The organism is Agrococcus baldri (assembly GCA_900114805.1).
GTDB classification, from domain to species: Bacteria; Actinomycetota; Actinomycetes; order Actinomycetales; family Microbacteriaceae; genus Agrococcus; species Agrococcus baldri.
In genome coordinates this window covers 473,785-495,259 of the sequence record FOZN01000001.1, presented here as the reverse complement: position 1 = coordinate 495,259, position 21,475 = coordinate 473,785, and the positions used below count along the sequence as shown (strand labels likewise).

General features: G+C 70.3%; 22 protein-coding genes. 11 read left to right on the top strand and 11 right to left on the bottom strand.

All coding sequences use genetic code 11. The annotated features are described in order from the left end of the window. The first annotated feature begins 51 nt into the window (after positions 1–51). The gene (locus BM288_RS02330; protein ID WP_092915466.1) at positions 52–711 is read left to right on the top strand and encodes a hypothetical protein; all 660 of its coding nucleotides are present in this window, start codon (positions 52–54) and stop codon (positions 709–711) included. Between the two features lie 124 nt (positions 712–835). On the opposite strand, the gene BM288_RS02325 is transcribed toward BM288_RS02330, so the two are convergent. Next, positions 836–4,414, bottom strand: coding sequence for an ABC transporter ATP-binding protein/permease (locus tag BM288_RS02325; RefSeq protein ID WP_177220220.1), 3,579 nt, complete (start codon positions 4,412–4,414; stop codon positions 836–838). A 131-nt stretch (positions 4,415–4,545) separates the two neighbouring features. Then, positions 4,546–5,979, bottom strand: a complete 1,434-nt coding sequence (locus tag BM288_RS02320; protein WP_092915462.1) for an MFS transporter — start codon at positions 5,977–5,979, stop codon at positions 4,546–4,548. Positions 5,980–6,186: 207 nt separating this feature from the next. Here BM288_RS02320 and BM288_RS02315 point away from each other — a divergent pair, with 207 nt between their 5' ends. Next, entirely contained in the window at positions 6,187–6,429 is a 243-nt protein-coding gene (locus BM288_RS02315; RefSeq protein WP_143102987.1) for an antitoxin, read from the top strand. A gap of 1 nt (position 6,430) precedes the next feature. Next, positions 6,431–6,865 (top strand): TA system VapC family ribonuclease toxin, encoded by a 435-nt coding sequence (locus BM288_RS02310; protein WP_092915458.1) that lies wholly within the window; start codon positions 6,431–6,433, stop codon positions 6,863–6,865. Here the strand turns inward: BM288_RS02310 and BM288_RS02305 are convergent. After that, positions 6,862–7,266 (bottom strand): VOC family protein, encoded by a 405-nt coding sequence (locus BM288_RS02305; protein WP_092915456.1) that lies wholly within the window; start codon positions 7,264–7,266, stop codon positions 6,862–6,864. The genes BM288_RS02310 and BM288_RS02305 overlap by 4 nt on opposite strands. A gap of 72 nt (positions 7,267–7,338) precedes the next feature. Continuing rightward, entirely contained in the window at positions 7,339–8,040 is a 702-nt protein-coding gene (locus tag BM288_RS02300) for a TetR/AcrR family transcriptional regulator (RefSeq protein WP_092915454.1), read from the bottom strand. A 191-nt stretch (positions 8,041–8,231) separates the two neighbouring features. Here BM288_RS02300 and BM288_RS02295 point away from each other — a divergent pair, with 191 nt between their 5' ends. Further along, complete coding sequence (locus tag BM288_RS02295) at positions 8,232–8,702, top strand: hypothetical protein (RefSeq protein WP_092915452.1); 471 nt, start codon at positions 8,232–8,234, stop codon at positions 8,700–8,702. A 9-nt stretch (positions 8,703–8,711) separates the two neighbouring features. Here BM288_RS02295 and BM288_RS02290 read toward each other — a convergent pair whose 3' ends face one another. Further along, the gene (locus tag BM288_RS02290; RefSeq protein WP_092916185.1) at positions 8,712–9,077 is read right to left on the bottom strand and encodes a helix-turn-helix transcriptional regulator; all 366 of its coding nucleotides are present in this window, start codon (positions 9,075–9,077) and stop codon (positions 8,712–8,714) included. Positions 9,078–9,118: 41 nt separating this feature from the next. Then, positions 9,119–10,396, bottom strand: coding sequence for a cysteine desulfurase-like protein (locus BM288_RS02285; protein WP_092915451.1), 1,278 nt, complete (start codon positions 10,394–10,396; stop codon positions 9,119–9,121). 166 nt (positions 10,397–10,562) lie between these two features. On the opposite strand from BM288_RS02285, the gene BM288_RS02280 reads away from it, so the two are divergent. The 3 genes from BM288_RS02280 (at position 10,563) to BM288_RS02270 (ending at position 13,215) form a co-directional block, all read left to right on the top strand. Then, positions 10,563–11,792, top strand: a complete 1,230-nt coding sequence (locus BM288_RS02280; RefSeq protein ID WP_092915449.1) for a glycosyltransferase — start codon at positions 10,563–10,565, stop codon at positions 11,790–11,792. Between the two features lie 41 nt (positions 11,793–11,833). Further along, positions 11,834–12,388, top strand: coding sequence for a hypothetical protein (locus BM288_RS02275; RefSeq protein ID WP_143102986.1), 555 nt, complete (start codon positions 11,834–11,836; stop codon positions 12,386–12,388). A 152-nt stretch (positions 12,389–12,540) separates the two neighbouring features. Then, a complete protein-coding gene (locus BM288_RS02270; protein WP_092915445.1) occupies positions 12,541–13,215 on the top strand; it encodes an arsenate reductase/protein-tyrosine-phosphatase family protein in 675 nt (224 codons plus the stop codon). A gap of 36 nt (positions 13,216–13,251) precedes the next feature. Here BM288_RS02270 and BM288_RS02265 read toward each other — a convergent pair whose 3' ends face one another. From BM288_RS02265 to BM288_RS02255, 3 genes are all read right to left on the bottom strand, one after another. Then, positions 13,252–13,845, bottom strand: a complete 594-nt coding sequence (locus tag BM288_RS02265; RefSeq protein ID WP_092915443.1) for an NADPH-dependent FMN reductase — start codon at positions 13,843–13,845, stop codon at positions 13,252–13,254. Positions 13,846–13,922: 77 nt separating this feature from the next. Beyond that, a complete protein-coding gene (galE, locus tag BM288_RS02260; RefSeq protein WP_092915441.1) occupies positions 13,923–14,933 on the bottom strand; it encodes a UDP-glucose 4-epimerase GalE in 1,011 nt (336 codons plus the stop codon). Between the two features lie 46 nt (positions 14,934–14,979). Next, the gene (locus BM288_RS02255) at positions 14,980–15,774 is read right to left on the bottom strand and encodes a hypothetical protein (RefSeq protein WP_092915439.1); all 795 of its coding nucleotides are present in this window, start codon (positions 15,772–15,774) and stop codon (positions 14,980–14,982) included. Between the two features lie 105 nt (positions 15,775–15,879). Between BM288_RS02255 and BM288_RS14385 the strand changes: the two genes are divergently transcribed. Next, positions 15,880–16,032 (top strand): hypothetical protein, encoded by a 153-nt coding sequence (locus BM288_RS14385; RefSeq protein WP_177220219.1) that lies wholly within the window; start codon positions 15,880–15,882, stop codon positions 16,030–16,032. A 2-nt stretch (positions 16,033–16,034) separates the two neighbouring features. Here BM288_RS14385 and BM288_RS02250 read toward each other — a convergent pair whose 3' ends face one another. Next, a complete protein-coding gene (locus BM288_RS02250; RefSeq protein WP_092915437.1) occupies positions 16,035–16,979 on the bottom strand; it encodes a hypothetical protein in 945 nt (314 codons plus the stop codon). Positions 16,980–17,088: 109 nt separating this feature from the next. On the opposite strand from BM288_RS02250, the gene BM288_RS02245 reads away from it, so the two are divergent. The 3 genes from BM288_RS02245 (at position 17,089) to BM288_RS02235 (ending at position 20,103) form a co-directional block, all read left to right on the top strand. Next, complete coding sequence (locus BM288_RS02245) at positions 17,089–17,757, top strand: arsenate reductase/protein-tyrosine-phosphatase family protein (protein WP_092915435.1); 669 nt, start codon at positions 17,089–17,091, stop codon at positions 17,755–17,757. A gap of 79 nt (positions 17,758–17,836) precedes the next feature. After that, on the top strand, positions 17,837–19,234 hold the full coding sequence (locus tag BM288_RS02240; RefSeq protein ID WP_092915433.1) for a tyrosine-protein kinase domain-containing protein: 1,398 nt from the start codon (positions 17,837–17,839) through the stop codon (positions 19,232–19,234). Then, the gene (locus BM288_RS02235) at positions 19,234–20,103 is read left to right on the top strand and encodes a hypothetical protein (protein WP_092915431.1); all 870 of its coding nucleotides are present in this window, start codon (positions 19,234–19,236) and stop codon (positions 20,101–20,103) included. Before BM288_RS02240 ends, BM288_RS02235 begins: the two co-directional genes overlap by 1 nt. Before the next feature lie 49 nt (positions 20,104–20,152). Here BM288_RS02235 and BM288_RS02230 read toward each other — a convergent pair whose 3' ends face one another. Further along, positions 20,153–21,457 (bottom strand): nucleotide sugar dehydrogenase, encoded by a 1,305-nt coding sequence (locus BM288_RS02230; protein ID WP_092915429.1) that lies wholly within the window; start codon positions 21,455–21,457, stop codon positions 20,153–20,155. Positions 21,458–21,475: the final 18 nt, after the last annotated feature.

Sequence of the window (21,475 nt, the reverse complement as noted above, 5' to 3'; positions counted from 1 at the left end):
GCCGAGGCGGACGTTGCCTCTCTGTGTCTTGGGGACAATACCCTCTCCTATATGACGACGATCTCTGGCGGCGTGCTCCGCCTCATCATCATCGTGTGTGTGATTGCATCGATGATCGGAGGGTTGGGTACCCTCATGGGGATCTACGAAGTCGTCACCAACGACCTCTCTTGGGCCATTGTGCTCCCCTACCCCGTCGTGTTTGTCGTGTCGTCGCTTTTAGCCGGTTGGTGCGAAAAGGGCCTAAAGCGGCTGAGGGCGCCTGAACAGCTGCCCGCCGTCGGCGAGCTTCAAAGGAACGCGAGACCTTCGAGCGACCACGCCGCGCGCTCAGAAGTCCTCATGATGTCCGTGCTCTCCCAGATGCTGCTGACCGAGGAAGTCGCGACCGGCCATGACGTTTCTGTCGCCGACCCATTGTTGAGCTCGTATTGGAAGCACAGCATCAACTGGCGAACCCTTTGGTTGGCGGCCGTCGACAAGTCCACCGGAGTGACACCGATGCACCGAGCACCGTATTGGACTGCAAGCGACTTTGAGTATGGGAGCGTGCCACTCACCGTCGTCGCATTTTGGGGCGCCGTGGCGCGACACCGGATCGCAAATGATCCGTCTACTGACCTCTCACTGTTGGAGATCATGGCGAATGACCCGTCCCCGATCGTACGAGCCGCCGCGACCGCGAAACTGATCCTTCGCCGATCGGACTGATGCGGAACCTTGCGGTCGCGGAATGAGACCGCGCATTCTCGTGGAGGTTTAGATGCAACAGGTACATGTCGGTGGCGAGGCCACGGCGCCCTAATGTCTGCTCCGGCTCGGGGAGCCGCGGGCGTCAGTCGAGGGTGACGACGGCGTCGGCGGCGTGGCGGTCGGCGGCGCGGTGCGAGACGAGCACGACGACGCGGTCGGCGGTGGCCGCGCGCACGTCGGCCATCATGGCGGATGCGGTGGGGGCGTCGAGGTGCGCCGTGGGTTCGTCGAGCAGGATGAGGTCGGCACGCGTGAGCAGCGCCCGCGCGACCGCGAGCCGCTGGCGCTCGCCGCCCGAGAGCGCGGAGCCGCCGGCGCCGACGCGCGTGTCCAGGCCCTTCGCGAGCGTGTCGAGCAGCGGGGCGAGCCCGGCCCGCGCGAGCGCGTCGCGCAGCGTCGCCTCATCGGGCGCGTCCTCCCGCGAGCGGGCGAGCAGCAGGTTGCCGCGTACGGTCGAGTCGAAGACGTAGGCATCCTGCGGGCACCAGGCCACGCGCGACTTCCACGCGCGCTCGTCGAGCTCGGTGAGCGGTGCGCCAGCACGCGCGCCCAACAGATATACGGCGTGTTGCTCGTTCGGCGCCGTGGAAGGAGCAACACGCCGTATATCTGCGGGCGGGTGTGGGGGAAGCGTGCCGAGCGCGGGGGTGGCAGCGCGGTCGCGAGGGCTGCCGGCGGCGAGGATCGCGCCGCGCTCGAGCGGCAGCGCACCCATGATCGCCGAGAGCAGCGTCGACTTGCCCGAGCCCGACGGGCCGTCCAGCACGAGCCAGCTGGACGCATCCGCTCGCGCATCGACGCCCGCGACCGCCGGCCGCGCCGTGTGCGGGTAGCGCACGGTGACGGCCTGCAGCGCGAGCTCCGCCACGGGGCTGGGCGGCTCGGCCTCGCCCCACTCGGGCTGGGGCGCGGGCCGCAGCACCGGCCCCAGCTGCCGCAGCAGCGCGCGCATCGACGGCACCCGGTGCGCGCCCGCGACGAGGTCGACGAGCGGCTCGAGCAGCGCGAGCGAGAGGAGGGCGATGACGGATGCGCCTGCGGCCGTCAGCTCCGGAGCGAGCACGGGCACGAGGAAGGCGAGTGCCGTCGCCGCCGCGGTGACGACCGCCGTGCCGAGGCCGGCCGCCCACGCCGCGCGGCGCTCGGCGGTGGCGAGGCGCTCGGCTGCGCCGTCGAGCCGCGCGAGCGCCGCCTCGGCGACGCCGTTGCCGCGCAGGTCGGGCGCAGCGGTGGCGAGGGCCGCGGTGCCGCGCACGATGTCGGAGCGGGCGGCGACGCGGGCGGCTGCGGCACCGCGCTCCGACCAGATGGCGAGCGCCGATGCGGCGGCCGTGGCGAGCACGAGGGTGAGCACCACGGTGAGCAGCAGCTGCGGCGCGACGAACCAGGTGGTGATGCCGGTGCCCGCGATGCTCAGCACGCCGACGGCGATCGGCGGCAGCACCCGCGGCAGCTGGTCGCGCAGGTCGTCGGCGAGCGTGACGAGGTAGTCGAGTGGAGCGCCGCCCTCGAGCAGCCGCCGCGAGCCGGCGCCGCGCGCGGCGATCGCGTGCCAGAGCCGCAGCCGCAGGGCGTCGACCACGCGGAAGGCGACATCGTGCGTCAGCAGCCGCTCGGCGTAGCGCCCCACCGAGCGGAAGATGCCGAACGCGCGCACGCCGACGATGGCGACGAGCAGCACCATGATGTGCTGCTCGATGCTCGCCCGCACGATCAGCCAGCCGGAGACGGCGGTGAGCGCGAGCCCGAAGCCGATGGCGAGCGCGGCCATGGCGATGGCGCCGGCCCAGCGGGCGCGGTGGCCGCGCAGGAGGGTGCGGAGCCGGAGGCGTGAACCGCGGTGAGGGGCGGATGCGGGGGCGGGCTGCGAGCTGGACCCGTTTGCGATCGCGGGACCCGAGAGAACAGGTCCGCGAATCTCGAACGGGTCCGCAGCCGGGGCGGGGGCGGCGCTGGCACCCGCGGCAGGAGCGAGGGCGGCGGCAGGGGTGAGCGCGCCGACGGGGATGGTCATCGTGGCGAGCGCAGTGGTCTCGGGCTCGTGGCTGGCCAGCACGATGACCGCGCGGTCGGCGCGGCGCAGGATGGCGGCGCGCACGAGGTCGGCGGAGGCTCGGTCGAGGTGGGCGGTGGGCTCGTCGAGGACGAGCAGCGCTTCGACACGGTGGGCGGCTGCCCCGCGCACCGGCTCAGCGGGCGAGGCGGCGTCGATGCGCGCGAGGGCGCGGGCGACCGCGAGGCGGCGCTGCTCACCGGGGCTCAGCTCCGGCACCGCTGCGTCGGAGACGTGGGCCAGGCCCAGCTCCTCCAGTGCCGGTAGGGGATCGGCGCCGTACAGGGCGAGCTCGGCACCCGGCGTGGGCGCGAACGCGCGAGGGGCTTGCGGGGCCCAGCCCACCGCATCCGTCACCGCGCCCGAGATGCGGCCGCTCACCTCGGCGTCGGCAGGAAGGGTGCCGGTGAGGGCGGCCAGCAGCGTGGACTTGCCGGCGCCGGATGGGCCGGCGATGGAGACGATGCCGGTGAGGTCGGCGGTGAGGCCGGTGAGGGTGGGGGCGTCGCGGCCGGCGTAGCGGACGGTGAGGTCGGTGATGCGGATGGTGGGCGTCTCGATACGCGTGCTGCGCGCGCTGCTCGACGAGCCGGTGGAAGGGGCGAGCAGCGACGAGCGGGTGGGGGAGTCGACCAGCAGGGAGGGCGTGGCGGGGCGGTCGAGGATCGCCTGCGAGCGCTCGAGGGCCGAGAGGCCGTCCTGCGAGGCGTGGAAGGCGGTGCCGACCTGGCGGAGGGCGTTGTAGGCCTCGGGCGCGAGGATGAGGGCGAGGAGGGCCGGCTCGAGCTCCATCGTGCCGTTCAGCAGCCGCAGGCCCAGGAAGACCGCCACGATCGCGACCGAGATGGTGGCGACGAGCTCGAGCGCCAGCGCCGAGAGGAAGGCCCAGCGCAGGGTCTCCTGCGTGCGCTCGCGGTAGCGGCGCTGCAGCTGCTCGAGGGCGGCCGCCTGCTCGTCGACGCGGCCGAGGCCGACGAGCACCGGCAGGCCGCGGGCGAGCTCGGCGAGGTGGTCGGCGAGCCGGGTGAGGGCGCTGAGCGCCTCGTCGGTGCGCTGCTGCGTGTGCTTGCCGATGAGCACCATGAAGAAGGGGATGAGCGGCACCGTGAGCACGATGATGACGGCGCTCAGCCAGTCGGCGCCGAGCACGCGGATGCCGATCAGCAGCGGCACGACCGCGGCGGCGATCGTGGCCGGCAGGGAGGAGACGTAGTAGTCGTCGAGGTCGTCGAGCCCGTCGGAAGCGAGCACGGCCGTGCCGCCGCCGGAGGCGTCGCCGGCCGCGATGCGCCGCCACAGCCGGCCGCGGATGGAGCGCTTGACGCCCGTGGCGATGCGGCGCGCGACCACCGAGGTCGCCCACTCGCTGCCGGTGCGCAGCAGCGCCCCCGCGATGCCGAGGATGACGATCAGCCGCGTGGTCTCGGCGGTCAGGTCGCCGTCGGCGAGCGCCGCGATGCCGCGCGCGACGGCTTCGGCGACGAGCACGAGCCCGGCAGCGCGCAGCGCGGCGAGCAGGCCCAGCAGGTAGACCGGCCCCTTCGGCACCGGCCCGAGCGCCGGGCGGCGGAAGCCGGGGGAGGAGGCGGTGCGCTCGGCCTCGAGCACCCAGGGATCGACGCTCGGTGGGGGTGGTGCGCCGGCTCCGAGGTCGTTGCTGTCAGATATCGGGCGAGGCACCTGGACAGGATCCCATGCACGGCTATGAGCCGCTCAGGTCACGTCGTCTCGCGAGGCGCTCACGGCGCGGGCACGGCTGCGTGCGCCGGGGCGGGCACGCTGCGGTTGCGGCGCCCGACGAGCAGCACGAGCACCGCGACGGCCGCCAGCGAGGCGCTGATGACGGATGCGGTGGTCTGGTTCGCGAGGGAGGCCGAGCCGCCGGGCGCGAGGGCGTAGAGCGCCGAGAGCACGCCGATGCCGACGGCGGTGCCGGTGCGCTGCGCGGTCGTGATCATCGCTGAGGCGACGCCGGCGTCGCGGTGCTCGGTCAGCGCGAAGGCGGCGTTCGTGTTCGGGCCCACGAACAGGCCGACGCCGAACCCGATGGTGAGCAGCGGCGCGAGCATCAGCAGGAAGGTGATCGAGGCCGGCGGCAGCGTCGCGATCAGCACGCTGACGACCGTCAGCCCGGCGGTGATCAGCAGCAGTCCGGCGCCGGCGACGCGCACTCCGAAGCGGTCGCTCAGCGGCCGCGAGGCGATCGAGCCGATGATGCTGCCGAACGCGAACGGCGTCACCACGAGTCCCGCCTCGATCGCGGAGCGCCCGAGCCCGTCGAGCCACAGCAGCGCCAGCATCAGGAATGAGGCGGTGAAGGCGGCGAAGCCGAGGAAGGTCGAGACGACGCCGATGGTCAGCGGCCGCTGCCACAGCCGCAGCGGCACGATCGCGAACCGCTCGGTCCGCTCGCGCCACCGCTCCCAGAGCGCGAAGGCGACCAGCATCGCCAGGCCGGCCCCGAGCATCCCCGCATTCGTCGGCGTCACGCCGGTGCCGGTCGCGAACGGCAGCACGACCGTGACGACGCCGAGGCTGAACAGCGTCAGTCCCAGGGGGTCGGAGCCGCGGGCGCCGAGCGGGTGGTCGGGCGGCAGGAGGAGGGCGGCGGCGGCGATGGCGAGCACGCCGAAGGGCACGTTGATCCAGAACACCAAGTGCCAGCCGTACTCGCCTCCGACCTGCATGAGTAGGCCGCCGAGCACCGGGCCCGCCGCGCTCGCGGCGCCGAAGACCGCGCCCATGATCGCGAACGGGCGGGCGCGCTCGTGGCTGCCGTACAGCAGCTGGATGAGCGCGTTGAGCGGCGTGAGCACCAGCCCGCCGGCGATGCCGGCGAGGACGCGGGCGAGGATGAGCTGGGTCGCATCGGGTGCGAGCGCGCACCAGGCGCACGCGAGCGTGAAGGCGACGACGCCGACCAGGAAGACGCGCTTGTGGCCGTAGCGGTCGCCGGCGCGGCCGGCCGGCAGCAGCACCAGCGCGAAGGCGACCGTGTAGGAGGTGAGCACGAGCGCCTGCTCGCTGCCGGTCAGCGCCAGGCTCTGCCGGATCGCTGGCAGCGCCACGTTGATGCTGGTCACGCTCAGCAGGGTCAGCGAGATGGGCAGCAGCAGCACCGCCAGCGCCAGCCCGCGGCGCGGCACCGGGGGCTGCGGCTGCTGTCGGGTCATCGCCTGCCAGCCTATGCCGCGGGGCGGATGCGGTGGCCGGCGGGGAGCTGGACCCTTTCGGGATTGCCGGACCCGATAGAACAGGTCCGCGAATCTCGAACGGGTCCGCGGCGGTGAGTGCGAGTGCTGTAGTGGGGGTGAGCGCCCCGACGACGATGGCTGTCGTTGATGCTTCGATGCACGGCGAGTGATGTTATGAAGCGTCGCATGCGCACCACCGTCAACATCGATGCCGAGTTGCTCGCCGCCGCGAAGCTGCAGGCTGCGCGCACGCACCAGACGATCGGCTCCGTGATCGAGGACGCATTGCGCCGCGCACTCCAGCAGCACGACGAGTCACGGGCGGCCGTGACGCTGCCAGAGTTCCGGTACGCGGGCGGCCTGCGCGACGGCGTCGACCTGCTCGACCGCGATGCGATGGGTGGGCTGCTCGGCGAGAGCAGCCGCTGACATGCTCTTCCTCGACGTGCACGTGCTCGTCGGCGCCCAGCGCAATGACGGCGCCCCGCTCAGCAGGCCGATGCGCTCCTGGCTCGAGAGCGCCCTCGGCGGTCACGAGGCGATCGGGGTGAGCGAGCTGGCGCTGAGCGCGATGGTGCGCATCGTCACGCATCCTCGCGTGTTCGAGCAGCCCTCGGCGCCAGCGCACGCGATCGCCTTCGCCGATGCGCTGCTGGCCGCACCGCAGACCGCCGTCGTGCGCGCCGGCGCACGGCACTGGTCGATCTTCAGCCAGCTGGTCGCCGACCATCGGCTGCGCGGCAGTGACGTGCCCGATGCCTACTACGCGGCGATCGCGCTCGAGCATGGCGCGACCCTCGTCACCGCCGACCGCGGCTTCGGCAGGTTCGGCGTCCGCGTTCTCGACCCGACGGCGCAGCGCTAGCGCTGGTTCATGCGGATGAGGTTGCCGGCCGGGTCGCGGAAGGCGCAGTCGCGCACGCCGTAGTCCTGGTCGGTGGGCTCCTGCACGACATCCGCCCCCGCCGCCTGCACGCGCTCGAACAGCTCGTCGAGGTCGTCGGTCGCGAGGGTGAGGGCCGTGTAGACGCCCTTCGCCATGAGGTCGAGCACGACCGCGCGCTCCGCATCCGTCACGCCCGGGTCGACGGCCGGCGGGTGCAGCACGATCGCTGTGGGCGAGCCGGCGGGCGCGACGGTGAGCCAGCGCATGTCCTGGTAGCCGACGTCCTGCCGCACCTCGAAGCCGAGCGTGTCGCGGTAGAAGCCCAGCGCCGCCTCGCCGTCGGTGTGGGGGAGGAACGCGTAGTGAATGCTGATATCCATGGCCGCAACGCTAGGCCGCATCGGCCCCGTGGCGCTTCTTCGATCCTGACGAGGTGGGGCGGATGCGCTCGGTCACTGCGCGAGGTCGCGCGCGAGTCGGTCGAGCACGGCTTCGAGCGCGGTCTCGAACTCTGCCTCGCTGCGGTCTTCGCTCAGCAGCGGCCGGAGCCGCAGCACTTGGGGCGCGTCGGCCAGCGTCGACTCGTCGTCGTCGCCGCTGGGGTCGGCGTCGTCGAACGGCGTGTCGACGGGGTCGACGCCGCGCACGGAGGCCTCGAGCAGCAGCTGGCCGAGCAGGAAGCTGCTGAACGAGCGGTAGGTGTGCACGGCCTGCTCGTCGGTGAATCCGAAGCCGAGCAGGGTGCTGAGGAAGGTGTTGACGAGTTCGACGCTGCGCAGCGGCGGGCGCAGCCACGGCGCTGCCGGCGGACGGGTGGCGACGAGCGGGAACGCCTTCGGATGCTCGACCGCGAGGCGGCGGACCTCGTTGGCGAGCGCTTGCAGGAAGCCCTGCCAGTGCTCGGTGAGGTCGGCATCGAGCCGCGAGGTCATGTCGCCCATGAGCTGCTCGACGACACGCTCGAGCAGATCGTCCTTGCCCTCCACGTAGCGGTAGAGCGACATCGCCTCGACCCCGAGCTCTTGGGCGAGCGACCGCATCGACAGGCTCTGCGCGCCGGAGCGATCGATCTGCGCCAGGGCCGTGTCGATGATCGCCTCGCGGCTGAGCCGGCGCGTCGGCGCGGGCGCCGGGTGCTGCTCCTGGTGCATCATCTTCAGCCCTCCTCGGCGTACTCCACGGCTCGGCATCCCAGTGCGGCCCGAGCCGCGCCGGCAACCTCCGCGCCCGCACACCGTATCGCTGCTTACGCTGTAAGCCGATATGTGCTTACACTGTAAGCAGCGCCCGCCGTCGTGCCGCAGCGGAGTGGGCCGTCGCACAGGAGAGCAGAAGGAGCGAGACCGTGACGCTGACTGACACCGAGACCGTGACCGGCGCGATCACTGCCGTCCTGTCGACCCGGGCTGACCGCGCGCGCCTGCGCGGGGCCTCTCGCAAGCTGCCGGTCACGACCGAGTTCGAGGTGCGCATCCTCCGCGAGGGCGACCGGAGCGTGCTGCACGCCGCGGCTGTCTCGCCACTCGTGTCGACGTCGCTGCTCGAAGCGCTCTTCATGACGACCAGCAATCCCACCCTGCAGCGCATCATCCCGAGGAACCCCCGCGCACCGCTCTGGGTGATCGGCAAGGGCGTGCACGCCGACTTCGACGAGGTGGCGCTCGCCTTCTACGCCAAGCGGATGGGTCGGCCCGATCTCGCCTACCTCATCACGGAAGCGGTGGAGGACCGGCACCTGACCATCGAAGAGCGCTGGCACCAGCTCGGCGGCGGTTCGCCGCCGGCCGACGAACCGCGCGTGCCCTGCGGGCCCTGAGCGAGCGACTCACCGGATGGGTCGGGTCACCTGCTTCGCCAGGCACGCGGGGATGCCCGCGGCGGCCTGCGAGTGGTCGCGCCTGTAGGCGCTGGGGGAGACGCCGACGAGCTCGCTGAAACGGGTGCTGAAGGTGCCCAGCGAGCCGTAGCCGACCGCGAAGCAGACCTCGGTGACCGACAGGTCGCCGCGGCGCAGCAGCGTCATCGCCCGCTCGATGCGGCGGGTCATCAGGTAGCTGTAGGGCGGTTCGCCGTAGATGCGGGCGAACTCGCGGCTCAGCTGCCCCGCCGACATGTGGGCGCCGGCGGCGAGCGCCTCGACGTTCAGCGGCCGGTCGAACTCGCGGTCGATGCGGTCGCGCACGTGCCGCATCGCGACGATGGCGCGGCGGTCGTCATCGGTGGGCACGGGCGTCACAGGAAGTCGGCCAGCCCCGCCAGCAGCCGGTCGATCTCGGCGTCGTCGTTGTACGGCGCGAGTCCCACGCGCACGCCCGCCTCGGCTGTCAGCCCGAGCCCGCGCTGCAGCGCCGCGAAGGTCTCGTGCGCGTAGAAGCTGCCGGCGGGTGCGACGATGTCACGCTCGGCGAGGAAGCGGGTGGCGTCGACCGGGTCGCGGTCGGCGAAGGTGAAGAACAGCGTGGAGGTGCGCTCGCGCGCCACCGAGTGCAGCGTGACGCGGTCGCCGAAGCCGGCGAGGCCCTCCTCGATGCGGCCGCGCAGCCGCAGCTCGTGCTCGTCGATCGCCTCGTTGGCTGCGATCAGGCGCTCGCGGCGGGGGCGCTCGTCGGTGGAACTCCCGGAGGGGCCGCGCGCGCCGGCGGCGCCCGCGTCGGCGCCGCTCGTGGGCGAGGCGGGCGCGAGGCTCGCGATGAAGTCGACCGCGGCGGTCGCGCCGGCCATGATCTCGTACGGCAGCGTGCCGAGCTCGAACCGCTCCGGCACCTCGTTGGTCGAGGGCAGCAGCTTGTCGGGCTGCAGCGTCTCGAGCAGCGCCGGGTCGGCGGCGAGCGCCGCGCAGTGCGGGCCGTAGAGCTTGTAGGGCGAGCAGACGAAGAAGTCGGCGCCCAGCGCGGCCGTGTCGACGGATGCGTGGGCCGCGTAGTGCACGCCGTCGACGTAGACGAGCGCCCCCACCTCGTGCGCCCGCGCCGCGATGCGTGCCACCGGCGGCTTCGTGCCGAGCAGGTTGGAGGCGGCGGTCACCGCCACCAGGCGGGTGCGCTCGTTCACGATCTCGTCGAGCGCGCTGAGGTCGAGCTCGGCCGTCGCCGCATTCAGCGGCAGCCAGCGCACGACGGCACCCACCGCATCCGCCGCCTGGATCCACGGTCGCACGTTCGAGTCGTGGTCGAGCTGGGTGACGACCACCTCGTCGCCGGGCTGCCAGGTCTTGGCGAGCATCCGCGAGACGTCGTAGGCGATCTGCGTGGCGCTGCGCCCGTAGACGATGCCGCGCGGCGTGGCGCCCAGCAGGTCGGCGAAGGCGCTGCGGAAGGCGGTGACGGCGTCGTCGGCGTTGCGCTCGCTGAGCGACAGCGTGCCGCGGTTCGACAGTGGCCCGGTGATGGTGCGGGCGATCGCCTCGCCCACGACCGCGGGCGTCTGCGTGCCGCCCGGCCCGTCGAAGTGGGCCAGGCCGGAGGCGAGCGAGGGGAACTGGGTGCGCAGCGCTGCGACGTCGAGGCTCATGGCGACACTCTGTCATCTGGTGCGCCACCTCAGCGGCCGCGCATGACGCTCAAGACCCGTAACGTTGTTCCACAAGTCCTCTCAAGGTTGCCGAAGACGGGCGTACCGTTGCCAAGTGGCACACCTGCTCGTGACTGCACTGCCGCTTGCAGGTCACGCTCGGCCCATGACGGCGGTCGCCGCCGCGCTCGTCGAGCGCGGGCACCGCGTCACCGCCTACACGGGGGCGAGGTATGCGGATGCGTTCGACGAGCTTGGGTGCGAGACGGTGCTGTGGCGAGATGCGCACGAGATCCAGGAGCAGGAGCTGATCGACGCGCTGCCGGGCGCCGGCGAGCCCGGCGCGCGCGGCTCGCAGAGCCGGCTGCACCACCTCTTCCTCGACACCGCGATGAGCCAGGTGGAGGACATCCTGGCGGCGCACCGGCGGCACCCGTTCGACGCGCTGGTGGGCGACGTGATGTCGGTCGGCACGGGGCTGGCGGCCGAGCTGCTGGGGCTGCCGTGGGCGACGCTCTCGCTGGTGCCGCTGACGATGCCGAGCCGCGATCTGCCGCCGCCCGGCATGGGCCTGCAGCCGGGCAGGGGCATCAGCGGCAGGCTGCGCGACCGGTTGCTGCGGGCGTTCGCGCCGCACCTCGGCGAGCGGGCCGATCGCGAGTACCGCGCCCTGCGCGCGCAGCTCGGGCTCGAGAACGGGCGGCACTTCGCCGAGGCGATCTACTCGCGGCAGCTGGTGATCGCGACCGGCTCGGCCTCGCTCGAGTTCCCGCGCAGCGACCTGCCGGCGCGGGTGGAGTTCGTCGGGCACCTGCAGCCGCGCGCGGCGACGCTCGGCGCCCCGCCGCTGTGGGCGGAGACGCTCGCCGTCGAGCCGCGCCCGATCGTGCTGGTCACGCAGGGCATGGTCGACACCGATCCGGTCGAGCTGCTCGAGCCGACCCTGTTCGCCCTCACCCACGAGCAGGTGCGGGTGATCGGCACCACTGCCGGCCGCAGCACCGCCGAGCATGTGCCCGCGAACGCGCGGCTGGTCGACTTCGTGCCGTTCTCGGCGGTGCTGCCGCATGTGGCGGTCGGGGTGACCAATGGCGGATGGGGTGGCGTGCTGGAGATGCTGGCAGCCGGCGTGCCGCTGGTGGTCGCCGGGGGCACGCTGGACAAGCCCGAGATCGCCGCACGCGTCGCCTGGTCGGGCGCGGGGCTCGACCTGCGCACGGGGCGGCCACGACCCATCCGGGTCAGGAACGCCGTGCGACGGGTGCTGCAGGAGCCGGCGTTCCGGGAGCGCGCGCGGGTGATCGCGGCGGAGTTCGCGGCGCTCGGGGGAGCGGAGCGGGCAGCGGCCCTGGTCGAGGAGCTGCTGGCGCCGCTCCCTGAGCAGATCTTGACCTGAGCGCGGCTCGGCGGGGCACACGTCTGCCTACGATGGAATACGTGCCTTTTCGTGCTCGTACCCCCAAGCTGCGCGCCTCCGAGCCCATCGTGCATGTGCTCGCTGTCTACGACGGCGATGTCGAGCGCTCGCAGCGCGTCATCGAGCTGGTCGTCGACGAGCTGGCCGCGGTGCTCGGGGGCACGAAGTTCGCGGACGCCGTGCAGGTGCGCGAGCTCGACCTCGCGCTTGTGCGCTCGCCCAGGGCGCAGCGGGCGCTGTGCCGCACGGCCGAGCTGATCGTCGGCCGCGACGCCGAGCACCTGCACGGCCTCCACCGACCGCTGCTGGTGCGGCACCGCATCTTCACCCTCGAGGAGCTCACGCTGACGCTCGAGACGGTCGCGAACTCCGCCTACGGGCGCGCGGTCGTGTCGATCCTCGAGCGCGGCCTGCCGGCCTTCTCGCGCAGCGTCATCGCCGTCGCCTGCGGGGTGCGAGGGCTGCTGCACACGCCCATCCGCGCACCGCGGCGCGCCAACACTGCCGAGGAGTATGCGCCCCGGCTCGCTCGCGCGATCGGCGAGCTCGCGATCGGGCAGGCGCTCTCGAACTGAGGCACGACGAGGGTATTTTTGTCGCCCTCGCCCGGCATCGACGCGCGCTCACGGGCGCCGAAGCGCTATGTCCCCCATTTCCTGAGCATCTGCTGAGCGAGGTGCCGCCTGAATCGAAGACGAGGCGGGCACCCCGCTCGTAATCTGATTTCGTGACATTTCCCGTCCGGTGGGTTCCTTCGAACCGCAGACCCGCAGGCGTCTTCCGCGTCCTCGTCGTCTGCACCGGAAACATCTGCCGCTCTCCGCTGGGCGAACAATTGGTGCGCGCCCGCGTTCCGGCAGCGTTCGGCCGCTCGACCATCGCGGCGCTCGAGGTAACCAGTGCCGGCACGCACGCGTTGGTGGCTGCGCCGATGGATCCCTACTCGGCCATCGAAGCCGCCCGGCTCGGCGCGCGGGATGCCGAGGCTCACCGTGCGCAGCAACTCCGCAGGCGGGACGTCGCCGCCGCCGATCTGGTGCTCACGATGGAACGCTCCCACCGAGGCGAAGTCCAGCGATTGGCACCGCGCGATGCTGAGCGGGTGTTCAAACTCGGCGAGTTCAGCGCCGTCATCGACCGACTCGCGTGCGACCCGACGCTGCACCAGATCCCGCCACTCGGTGCTGACGGCTTCGCAGCGTTCATGCGCCGGGTTGTCAATGCTGCAGACCACGGGCGCGACTTGGCACGGCTCAGCGGGACGCTCGACGTTGAGGATCCGTATCGGAGGTCTGCAGATGTCTATCGCCGATCGGCTGACGCGATCGACAGGCATGTCGCGCGAATCGCGACAAGCCTCGTCGCTCTGGCCGGGCCACGTGCTGCCGGATCCGGGGCATAACCCGTTGGATAAGCCGTGCTCTCGGGCTGAGCCGCCTCAGCCCTGCTGCGGAAGGACGGTCAGCACCCGCCGCACGAAGTCATCGAAGGTGTGCATGTAGGTCTGCAGGAACTCCCTGGTCGACTCGTTCGTGACGGTGTCGTCCTCGGCGTAGTCCTCCTCCTTGAAGGTGATGTACGCCTCGATCTCGTTCATCATCGGGGCGTTGCAGAAGGAGAGGATGGCCTTGAGGTGCTGCTGGCCGACGGCGGTGCCGATGCCGCCGGGTGAGGCGCCGATGATGCCGACGGGCTTGCGGCTCAGCGCGTTCTCGCCGTAGGGGCGCGAGGCCCAGTCGATGGCGTTCTTCAGCGCACCGGGGATCGAGCGGTTGTACTCGGGAGTGACGATGAGGATGCCGTCGGCGTCGAGGATCGACTGCTTCAGCGCGACTGCCTCGGGCGGGTAGTCGCCGTCGCGGTCGCGATCGTAGAGATCGAGCGTGTCGATCTCGATGAACGAGCACTGCAGCGCCTCGGGCGCGAGCTTGATGAGCGCGTTCGCGAGTCGACGGTTGATCGACGAGGCCGCGATGCTGCCGCAGATGACGCCGATCGTGTACGGGGGTTCGTGGTGGTAGGTGTCAGCCATGCCGCCAGCATGCACCCGTCGCCTGAGAACGTCGAGGGTGCAAAGACGAGAGGATGCGTCCACTCGCCCCGGGCAGTTCAGCCGCGGTAGCCGCGCGGGTTGGCCTGGTGCCAGCGCCACTGATCGGCGACCGCGTCGGTGAACGTGCGGCGGGCCCGCCAGCCGATCCGCTCGTGCGCGAGCGTCGGGTCGGCGGTGGCGTAGGCCGAGTCGCCCTCGCGGCGCGGCACGATGCGGTGCGGCAGTACGCGGCCGACGACCCGCTCGAACGCGTGCAGCGCCTCGAGCACCGAGGTGCCCTGCCCGGTGCCGAGGTTGACGGTGAGCACGCCCGGCTCGAGCGCCTCGAGCGCCGCGACGTGCCCTTCGGCGAGGTCGACGACGTGGATGTAGTCGCGCACGCCGGTGCCGTCGGGGGTGTCGTAGTCGTCGCCGTAGATCTGCAGCTGCTCGCGCTCGCCGGTGCCGACCTGCCCGAGGTAGGGCATCAGGTTGTTCGGGATGTCGTGCGGGTCCTCGCCGATGTCGCCCGAGGAGTGCGCGCCGACCGGGTTGAAGTAGCGCAGCACCGCGGCCTGCAGCACGGGGTCGGCGGTCGCCGCATCCGTGATGATCGATTCGATCATGGCCTTGCTGCGCCCGTACGGGTGGCCGAGTGCGAGGCCGTTCGGGGCATCCTCGCGCAGCATTGCGCCGGGCTGCTCGTAGACCGCAGCGGAGGACGAGAACACCAGCCGGGCGACGCCCGTCTCGCTCATCGCCTCGAGTACGGCGATCGCCGAGTCGAGGTTCACGCGGTAGTACGTGAGCGGATGCGCGATGGACTGGTTGGGCGACTTCAAGCTCGCGAAGTGGATGACGGCGTCGATGCGCTGCTCGCGCAGCGTGCGGGCGACGAGCTGGCGGTCGGCTGAGTCCCCGACGACGAGCGGCAGCTCGGTGCCGGCCAGGTGCGAGGCGCGGCGCACCGCCTCTTCGCTGCTGTTGGAGAGGTCGTCGAGGATGACGACCTCGTGCCCGTGCTCTGTGAGCACGATCGCGGTGTGGGTGCCGATGTAGCCGGCGCCGCCGGTGAGCAGCACGCGCATGGGTTCTCCTGTGTCTGGGGTGCCGGGCCAGCCTATGCGGCGCGCGTCACAACTGCGTCGGGTCCGGGATCTCGACCGGCTCGCCCCACTGCAGGAAGGTGTTGCTGGTGGTCGCCGAGATGTCGCCGACCGCCGCCGTGCCGACCGCGTAGGCGCCGAGGTAGTCGTTGCCGAGCCACAGCTGGTAGTCGGTGATGGCGATGCCCAGCATCGAGAACGCGCCGGCGGGCTCGAGCTGCCAGGCGACATCCGCCACCGCGTCCGTCGCAGGCACGGAGGTCTCGTCGACCACGCGCCAGTCGCTCTGCGCCATGGCCGCGCCGAGTGTGCGCGGGTCGCCGAAGACGCGGGTGAGGTTCACCGCGGCGGTGGCGAGCACCACCTGCGGGTCGGTCGATCCCTCGTCGGCCTGCACCCAGCCGCTCTCCGGCAGCATCGCCCATCCGTTTTCGCCGCGCACCACCATTGGCAAATCGCCGTCAGCGCTCATCGAGAACTGCGGCGTCCATTCGAACTGCACGGTGGACGACGTGCCGTCGCTCGAGTCGACGCGATGCGTGCCCGAGCCGGCAGCGAGCATCGCCGCAGCCATGCACTCGCCGAGCTGCTCACCCGGAATGACCGCTCCAGACTCGAACGGGATGCCGTCGCACTCGGGCACAGCCGCCGCTGCAGTGTCGGCGGATGCGGCGGGCTCGGTCGCCGATTCGGTGCCGGTCGTCGACGTCGCGGCTGGCTCGGCGGCTGGCGGGGTCCCGGTGGAGGCGCCGGACGATGTGCAGCCGGTGAGTAGCAGGCCGGCGAGGATCAGCGGGGCGAGGGCGGGCGTCAGACGGCGCATGGATCGATCGTAATCGGCGAGGTTCGGGTGGGGCTGAGGACATCCGTCCGCAATGCTGAGGCGCGTCGTGCGCGAGTATTGCGACCGCTGTTACAGAATGTCGGTATGACCATCTACACGCTCGACAATGGTGTCGAGTACGAGACCAGCGAGTGCCCGCTCTGCGAACTGCGCGCTCCACGCGTTCGCCCCGCTGACGGCCTCCTCCACTGCGTCAGTTGCGACATGATGTGGCGCGAGCAGCGGGAGGCGGCGTAGGGCTACGGCACCTCGGGGTCGACAGGTGAGTCGCCTACGTCACCGTCTCCGGGGTCCGTCGGCTCGGGCTGCGTCGGCTCCGGCTGCGGCGCCGGCTGCGGACCCGGTGCCGGTTGCGGCTGCGGTGCGGGATCCTGCTCCTGCTGCGCAGCGTCCTCGGCCTCGATTTCCGCCTGGAGGCCGAGGGCGGCATTCGCATGGGCAGTGAGCGCTTCAAGCACGTCGATCGTCGCCGACGGATCCGTTGCTGACCGCAACGAGTCAGCAGTGGTCCGCACAGGCTCTTGTGTTGTAGAGAGTCGATTGACGTTCACGACCTCGTCCGCTGCAGCTAGCAGAGCGGGGGAGAAGTCTGCGATCGCGGCTTCGAGCGAGTCTAGGCGCGCGGTATCCGGTGTAGATGCATCACCCAGTCCAGCCGCCCGTGCCTCGATCGCTTCCACATCTGACTGAGTCGGTGCGGAAATCGCTGGCGGTGCCGTGGGCGGCTCTGCAAGACATGCAGCGACCACGTCCGCGACGCCTTCGTACTGAGCAGCGACGGCTTGGTCCTCGGCTGTGGTGAATCCGGCTGCGAAGCGTTCCGCCGTCGCGGCCCGTTCTATCTCAAAGGCCGCGCGCGGCGGCGGGTTGATGATGAGCCACGCGTCTGCCACGACCGCGGCGCTCTCCAGCGCGGCATCCATTCGTTGCTCGATGTCAACGGCGCTCACGATGCGGCCGGCGACGTCGCACACCGCTTGCTGGTGGTCAGCTTCCCAGGTCTCGATCGTTTGCGCGGCGGCGGCGTATCGCTCCTGTAGTGCGGAGCTTGCATCGCCCGCGCTCTCGGCACCCACTTCTCGCTGCTGAGAGACGAGCGTGACGGCGACGAGAGATCCGATCGCGAAGAGCGCGGCCGCGCTTAGGCCCAAGTAAGCCCAGCGTCGGGTGCCTTCGATCGGCATAGCGGCGCATCCTCTCATGACGTCGGTGCGGTGATCGCCTGTCAGGCTACCTGCTGCTCGCCGCGACAAATGCAGGCTGCGTGGTTTGATCGGCCGATATCCTGATTCCATGCCCCTGCCGAGTCGGAAGTCCTCAGAGCCCGCGAGAACGGACAACGTCTTCCGCATCCTTACGGTCTGCTCCGGCAATCTGTGCCGTTCGCCCCAGGCCGAGCAGCTCCTCCGCTCACGGATTCCTGCAGCGTTCGGCAGGACCACGATCCCGGCAATGAACGTGACCAGCGCGGGCACGAAGGCCTTCGACGGCGATCCGATGGACAAGCATGCCGCCGCAGAAGCGGTGCGACTCGGCGTTGCAGACACGCTGGAGCACCGTGCGCGTCGGATTGACGAGCGCCACGTCGGCGATGCGGACCTGATCCTCGGCATGGGGCGCGAGCATCGGGCGGCGGCGGCCAGCCTCGTGCCAAACGCGAACCGACGAGTCTTCACGCTGATCGAGTTCGCGACCATCATCGATGCCCTGGCGGACGGCGACGTCGAGATGGTAGTTGAGTCCCTGGGAGACGACGGGTTCGCCGCGTTCATGCGCAGGGTCGTAGACGCTGCTGTCACAGCGCGAGGCCTCATGCCAGCGCACGAAGACCCGCTGGAGCTCGACATCGAAGATCCGTATCGCCTCGAGCTAGAGGTCTATCGCCGATCAGCAGACGCCGTAGAGGAAAACGTCGAGCGCATCGCTGTTGGTCTTCGCGCGCTCGCCAGAGGCGGGCGCTGAGGACGAAACCCTCGGTGTGACAAGATATCTGGGGCGTGCGCCCACTCTTGTCGCGCCCAGCCACGCTTAGGGAGTCAAGTTGGAGCTTTCGGATTACATCCGCATCATCAGGAAGTATTGGGTGTTGCTGGTGGCCGCAACGCTCGTCGGCGTGGGAGTTGGCGCGGTGGCTTCGCTCGTGCAGACGCCTACCTACTCGGCCTCGACACAGGTCTTCGTGTCCGTGCAATCAGGTGAGACGACCGCAGAGCTCGCTCAGGGCAACACGTACTCGTTGTCGCGTGTCCAGACCTACGCGAACCTGGTTGACTCCCAGCGGGTGCTCGACGGTGTGATCGCTGCGCTCCAGCTCGATGTCGAGCGCGGCGCTCTTGATTCACGAATCAGCGCGACAACTGTGCCGGAGACGGCGATCATCGAGATCACCGCGACGAGCAGTGAGCCTGCGGAGGCGGCTGCGCTCGCCGATGCGACGGCCGCGAGCCTGTCGACGACGGTAGATGAGATCGAGTCGCGCCCGGAACTCGCGAGCCCAGTGCAGCTCGCTGTTGTGGAACAGGCAACGGTGCCGGCCTCACCCGTCAGCCCCCGCACAACGGTCAACGTGGCGCTTGGTGCCCTCATTGCTCTGGCCCTTGCCGCCGGGTTCGCGCTGCTCCGAGAAGTCCTGGACACGCGGATTCGTGGCGAACGCGACGTTCGCGCAGTGACCGATGCGCCGATGATCGGCTCGATCGCGTTCGATCCCAAGGCGAAGCAGCGGCCACTGATCGTGCACGTAGACCCGCAGAGCCCTCGATCCGAGTCGTTCCGCACGCTTCGCACGAACATGCAGTTCATCGAGGTCGATGACGGCGCACGTACCTTCGTCGTCACCTCCTCGATGCCGGGCGAGGGCAAGAGCACCACGACCGCCAATCTGGCCGTGGCCCTCGCTGACGCCGGCCAGACGGTGATCCTCGTCGACGCAGACCTCCGTAAGCCGAAGATCGCGAGCTACATGAATCTCGACGGTGGTGTCGGACTCACGGATGTGCTCATCGGACGCGCTGAGCTCGTCGACGCCGTGCAGCAGTGGGGCACCAAGTCCTTGTACGTCCTGCCCGCGGGTCAGATACCACCGAACCCCTCCGAGCTGTTGGGTTCGAAGGCCATGGCGACGCTGATCAAGGATCTGCAGAGCGAGTTCGACTGGATCTTGTTCGATGCGCCGCCGCTGCTGCCCGTCACTGACGCGGCCGTGCTGTCGAAGCACGTGGAAGCCGTGATTGTCGTGGCTTCGGTTGGGAAGGCGACCCGCACGCAGCTCGAGAGTGCAGTCCAGTTGCTTGAGACGGCCGACACGCAGGTCGGCGGCGTGGTGCTGACGATGGTGCCGACGCGCGGCGCTGATGCCTACGGCTACGGGCACTACGGCTATACCGAGCGGAAGAAGTTGGAGAGAAAGCCGCGGCTCTCAATCTCTCGGCAGCGGTGATGCGACGCTTCATCGATGACAGCCAAGGCGGGCGGAGACTGCTGTTCGGTCTGATCGCGATCGCCGTACTCGTCGTCATCGATGTCGTGCTCGTGGCACTTGCGATGCGCGCGCATGACACGCCGCCAGACGCAGCGGCACCGCCGATCGTGAGTTCGTCGGCGCCAACGACTCAGGGCGCGACGCCCTCAGCGACGGCTGAGGAAGAATCCTCCAGCCGGACGCGCATGATCGCGGCCATCGATGGTTCCGCGGCATGGCGGGCGGTTGCGGGTTCTTGCCTCGAGCCGGGGACGTTCGAGATCACGTCGGATGGCGGAGCAACATGGTCCCCGGCTGGCCTCGCGCTGGGCGCCACCGTTCTGGCTCTCGAACCGCGTGCGGACGGGCAAAGGGGTCTCGTCGTGGTCGCCGACGAGCAGTGCGGGCCGGTCGTGCATCGCACCTTCACCGCCGGTGCCGGTTGGGAGCCGAGTCCTGTGCAGGAGGCAGGATCGTACGTCACCGATCAGGGCCAGCTCGTGCTCGCTGGTGTCGCTATTGACGCTCCGTGCGATGCTCCTTCCGCCGCAGTCGCGACAGGCGACGGCGTGGTGCTCTGCGCGGATGAAGCATTGGCGCGCACGAGTGGTGGCGACTGGGTATCGGTCGCGCAAGGCGTTACCGCCATCGGACCCGCCGATTCGGGCGTGGCGCTCGTGCTCGAAGGGAGCACGGATTGCGATGGTCTGGCAGCCGGCGTGGTGGTGGCTGGAGCCGTGCAGACCGTGTGTAGCGGCGCGAGCGCCGGCGCTGAAGTCGCGGTCAGCGCCGTCGGTGGACAGGTCTGGGTGTGGGCCGACGAGACCGTGGAGATCCTGAGCCTCTGAGGCAGTAGAGCAGGAGGGCGCGCTGCCGGCCGCTCTCGTCGCATCTGCGTCAGTCGGTCGCCTGGCCCTTGCCAAGCACGATCCTCGGCGTGCCCCGCCAGCTGTCGGCATCGGAGATGTTCCGGCCATCGACGAGCAGCTTGAGACCGGGCAGGTCGGATGCACTTAGCGATGCGTAGTCCGAATGATCGGTCTGGACGATTGCGACGTCGGCGGTGTCACCAATGTGGAACGCGTCGAAGCCGAGCGATGCGAGCTCGTCGTCGCTATAGAGCGGGTCGTGAACGCGTACCGTGGCTCCCGCGGCCTTGAGGGCCTCTGCAGTGGCGAAGACACCCGAGAACGCGGTCTCCTTCACACCGCCTCGGTAGGCCGCGCCTAGCACAACGGCGTTCAATCCGTCGAGGCCGCCAAGCGTCGACGAGGCCCGCGCCACGAGTCGCTCCGGCATCGACGCATTGAACTTTCGCGCTGTTCGGACGATCTCGGCATTGCCATCCGTCGCGAGGTAGAGCCGAGGGTAGACAGGGATGCAGTGGCCGCCGACAGCGATGCCGGGTCGGTGAATGTGGCTGTACGGCTGGGAGTTACATGCCTCGATGACCTGGTAGACGTCTACGCCTACGGAGTCGGCGTACACGGCGAACTGGTTGGCGAGTCCGATGTTGACGTCTCGGTAGGTCGTCTCTGCGAGCTTTGCCATCTCTGCGGCCTCCGCCGAACCGAGGTCCCACACGCCGTTCTCGCGCGCGAGATCTGGTCGCTCGTCGAAAGTGAGCACGGCTTCGTAGAAGGCCCGTCCGCGCTCAGCGCCGGTAGCGGAGAGCCCACCGATGAGCTTGGGGTAGCGGCGGAGATCCTGGAAGACACGTCCGGTGAGCACGCGCTCAGGGGAGAACACCAGGTGGAAGTCCTCGCCTTCCGTAAGCCCGGAGATCTCCTCCAGCATCGGCTTCCAGCGCGTACGTGTCGTGCCGACCGGCAAGGTCGTTTCGTAGGACACGAGTGTGCCGGGGGTGAGGTGCTCTGCGAGCGAACGCGTTGCGGCGTCCATCCAACCGAAATCTGGCTCCCAGGACGCGTCGTCGACGAATAGTGGTACCACCAGCACCACGGCCTCTGCGCCCGGGATACCCGTCGCATAGTCCGTCGTTGCGCGCAGGCGCCCGTCGCCTACCGCAGCGGCGAGTTTCTCCTGCAGATCCGCCTCGCCGGGGAAAGGCTCGGTGCCCGCGTTGACAAGCTGCACTGTGCGCTCGTTGACGTCGACGCCGACGACTTCGTGGCCGGCGTCGGCGAACTGCACAGCAAGGGGAAGGCCAATCTTACCGAGGGCTACGACGGCGATGCGCATAAGGGGTCCTTTGTGTCG

Coding starts and splice junctions, on each gene's coding strand:
- BM288_RS02330 (WP_092915466.1), top strand. CDS start 52: ATGACGACGATCTCTGGCGGCGTGCTCCGCCTCATCATCATCGTGTGT.
- BM288_RS02320 (WP_092915462.1), bottom strand. CDS start 5,979: ATGACCCGACAGCAGCCGCAGCCCCCGGTGCCGCGCCGCGGGCTGGCG.
- BM288_RS02315 (WP_143102987.1), top strand. CDS start 6,187: ATGCGCACCACCGTCAACATCGATGCCGAGTTGCTCGCCGCCGCGAAG.
- BM288_RS02310 (WP_092915458.1), top strand. CDS start 6,431: ATGCTCTTCCTCGACGTGCACGTGCTCGTCGGCGCCCAGCGCAATGAC.
- BM288_RS02305 (WP_092915456.1), bottom strand. CDS start 7,266: ATGGATATCAGCATTCACTACGCGTTCCTCCCCCACACCGACGGCGAG.
- BM288_RS02300 (WP_092915454.1), bottom strand. CDS start 8,040: ATGATGCACCAGGAGCAGCACCCGGCGCCCGCGCCGACGCGCCGGCTC.
- BM288_RS02290 (WP_092916185.1), bottom strand. CDS start 9,077: ATGCGGCACGTGCGCGACCGCATCGACCGCGAGTTCGACCGGCCGCTG.
- BM288_RS02285 (WP_092915451.1), bottom strand. CDS start 10,396: ATGAGCCTCGACGTCGCAGCGCTGCGCACCCAGTTCCCCTCGCTCGCC.
- BM288_RS02280 (WP_092915449.1), top strand. CDS start 10,563: ATGACGGCGGTCGCCGCCGCGCTCGTCGAGCGCGGGCACCGCGTCACC.
- BM288_RS02265 (WP_092915443.1), bottom strand. CDS start 13,845: ATGGCTGACACCTACCACCACGAACCCCCGTACACGATCGGCGTCATC.
- galE (WP_092915441.1), bottom strand. CDS start 14,933: ATGCGCGTGCTGCTCACCGGCGGCGCCGGCTACATCGGCACCCACACC.
- BM288_RS02255 (WP_092915439.1), bottom strand. CDS start 15,774: ATGCGCCGTCTGACGCCCGCCCTCGCCCCGCTGATCCTCGCCGGCCTG.
- BM288_RS14385 (WP_177220219.1), top strand. CDS start 15,880: ATGACCATCTACACGCTCGACAATGGTGTCGAGTACGAGACCAGCGAG.
- BM288_RS02250 (WP_092915437.1), bottom strand. CDS start 16,979: ATGCCGATCGAAGGCACCCGACGCTGGGCTTACTTGGGCCTAAGCGCG.
- BM288_RS02245 (WP_092915435.1), top strand. CDS start 17,089: ATGCCCCTGCCGAGTCGGAAGTCCTCAGAGCCCGCGAGAACGGACAAC.
- BM288_RS02235 (WP_092915431.1), top strand. CDS start 19,234: ATGCGACGCTTCATCGATGACAGCCAAGGCGGGCGGAGACTGCTGTTC.
- BM288_RS02230 (WP_092915429.1), bottom strand. CDS start 21,457: ATGCGCATCGCCGTCGTAGCCCTCGGTAAGATTGGCCTTCCCCTTGCT.